Here is a 2170-nt window from a genome sequence, read left to right as displayed (position 1 = left end):
CCCTCGGCGGCACGGACCCCGCCGGACGGCGCGCGCGGCCGTCCGCCGGGGTCCGTGCCGCCGAGGGGATACGGCCCGTCCGGTGCGTACGGGTCGGCGCGCCCGTGGGAGCCGGCCGCGTACGACCCGTCGGCGGGAGCGGCCGGACCCGCAGACCCGGCCACCCCCGTGGCGGGCGGGGCGCCGGTTCCGTCGGCGGTCCCCCGGAGGTCGTCGAGCACGACCTCGTCCAGCTGCACGGTGTCGTCGTAGGCGTTCTGCCAGCCGTGGGCGGCGGCGGGATCGGGGAAGGCCTCGTAGGCGGGCGCCGCGGAGGGGTCGCCGAGCGGGTGGTAGACGTTCGGCGGCTCCTGGGAGGTCTCACCGTCCCGATCCACACCGTTCACCCCGTCCACCCCGTTCACCCGATTCGCCCCATTCATTGCTTTTTCTTGCCTGCATGTCATGTGCCCTGGAGCCGTGTGGGGGGCGGCCGGACCTGGGGGCGGATTCTAGGGAGGAGTGGCGCTCAGGGACAGCGGAGGAACATTTCGCCGCATAGCGGCGGTCTCACGTGGTGGAAAACACGACCCACGAGCCGTTACCGGGTCGTAAGCTCACGGACATGCAGGTGATCCAGTCGACCAAGCTCGCCAACGTCTGTTACGAGATCCGGGGCCCGGTGCTCGAGGAGGCGATGCGGCTGGAGGCTGCCGGTCACCGCATCCTCAAGCTGAACACGGGCAATCCGGCCGCCTTCGGCTTCGAGTGCCCGCCGGAGATCCTGGAGGACATCCTCCGCAATGTGTCGTCCGCCCATGGCTACGGCGACGCGAAGGGCCTGCTGGCGGCGCGCCGCGCGGTCGTCATGCACAACCAGACCCTCGGCATCGAGACGGACGTCGAGCACGTCTTCATCGGCAACGGCGTCTCCGAGCTGATCGTCATGGCGATGCAGGGCCTGCTGGACGACGGCGACGAGGTGCTCGTACCGGCCCCGGACTATCCGCTGTGGACGGCGGCGGTCTCGCTGTCCGGCGGCACGGCGGTGCACTACCGCTGCGACGAGCAGTCCGACTGGATGCCGGACCTCGCGGACATCGAGCGCAAGGTCACCGACCGCACCAAGGCGCTCGTCATCATCAACCCCAACAACCCGACGGGGGCGGTGTACGACGAGGCGATGATCCGGGGGCTGACGGACATCGCGCGCCGCCACAACCTCCTCGTCTGCTCGGACGAGATCTACGACAAGATCCTCTACGACGGCGCCACACACACCCCGACCGCCTCGGTGGCCCCGGATCTGCTGACCCTGACCTTCAACGGCATGTCGAAGGCGTACCGGGTCGCGGGCTACCGCGTCGGATGGATGTCGATCTCCGGCCCGCGCGCGCACGCCGACTCCTACATCGAGGGCCTGACGATCCTGGCGAACATGCGGCTGTGCGCCAACATGCCGGGGCAGCACGGTGTGGTCGCCGCACTCAGCGGACGCCAGACGATCAATGATCTGGTGCTGCCGGGCGGGCGCCTGAAGGAGCAGCGGGACGTCGCCTACGAGCTGCTGACGCAGATCCCCGGGGTGTCGTGCGTGAAGCCGAAGGGTGCGCTGTATCTGTTCCCGCGGCTCGACCCCGACGTCTTCAAGATCAAGGACGACCGGCGGATGGTCCTCGACCTGCTCCGCCAGGAGAAGATCATGGTCGTCCAGGGCACCGGCTTCAACTGGCCCGAGCCGGATCACTTCCGTGTGGTGACCCTGCCGACCGTGGCCGACCTGAGGTCGGCGATCACCCGGATCGGGAACTTCCTGGACGGTTACGGCCAGCCGTGAGGCACTCCCGCGGAAGACTTCCGGACCTCGCTCAACTTTAGACGGAATCTAATGTAGGCTGGTTCTCCGAGAGCGAGCTTGGAGGCCATCCCATGTACGAGCCGATCCGCACCAAGTCGGTCCACACGATGGCCGCGACGACCTCGCCCGACTTCCCGCACCGTTCACGCGAGGAGGAGCTGGACATCCAGCTCGCCGGCCATCTGGCCGCCCTGCTCGCGACGACCGACGAGCTCCGCGCGCTCGCCCCCACCGCCGACCTCGACACGGCCGCCGAGCGGCTGTCCGAGCAGGTGGCCCGGCTGCGCGGCGGCCTTCCGCCCGTCCGCTCCTCCGCGCCGGCCGGCCGGCGCG

General features: G+C 69.6%; 2 protein-coding genes and 1 pseudogene. 2 read left to right on the top strand and 1 reads right to left on the bottom strand.

Features of this window, described 5'->3' with window-relative positions:
- Positions 1–386 (bottom strand): annotated as a pseudogene (locus AOK23_RS22660) (hypothetical protein); the annotation flags it as partial.
- Positions 387–604: 218 nt separating this feature from the next.
- On the opposite strand from AOK23_RS22660, the gene AOK23_RS22655 reads away from it, so the two are divergent.
- Together AOK23_RS22655 and AOK23_RS22650 are read left to right on the top strand one after the other, a co-directional pair.
- On the top strand, positions 605–1816 hold the full coding sequence (locus AOK23_RS22655; protein ID WP_055714514.1) for a pyridoxal phosphate-dependent aminotransferase: 1212 nt from the start codon (positions 605–607) through the stop codon (positions 1814–1816).
- A 92-nt stretch (positions 1817–1908) separates the two neighbouring features.
- The coding region (locus tag AOK23_RS22650; RefSeq protein ID WP_476718304.1) for an SCO4983 family protein at positions 1909–2170 on the top strand (262 nt) is incomplete at its 3' end.

Origin of the sequence: Streptomyces torulosus (assembly GCF_001419765.1) — a bacterium.
In the GTDB taxonomy this organism is placed as follows: Bacteria; Actinomycetota; Actinomycetes; order Streptomycetales; family Streptomycetaceae; genus Streptomyces; species Streptomyces torulosus.
The sequence above is the reverse complement of the archived record's forward strand: the minus strand, read 5'-3'. Positions and strand labels throughout refer to the sequence as shown.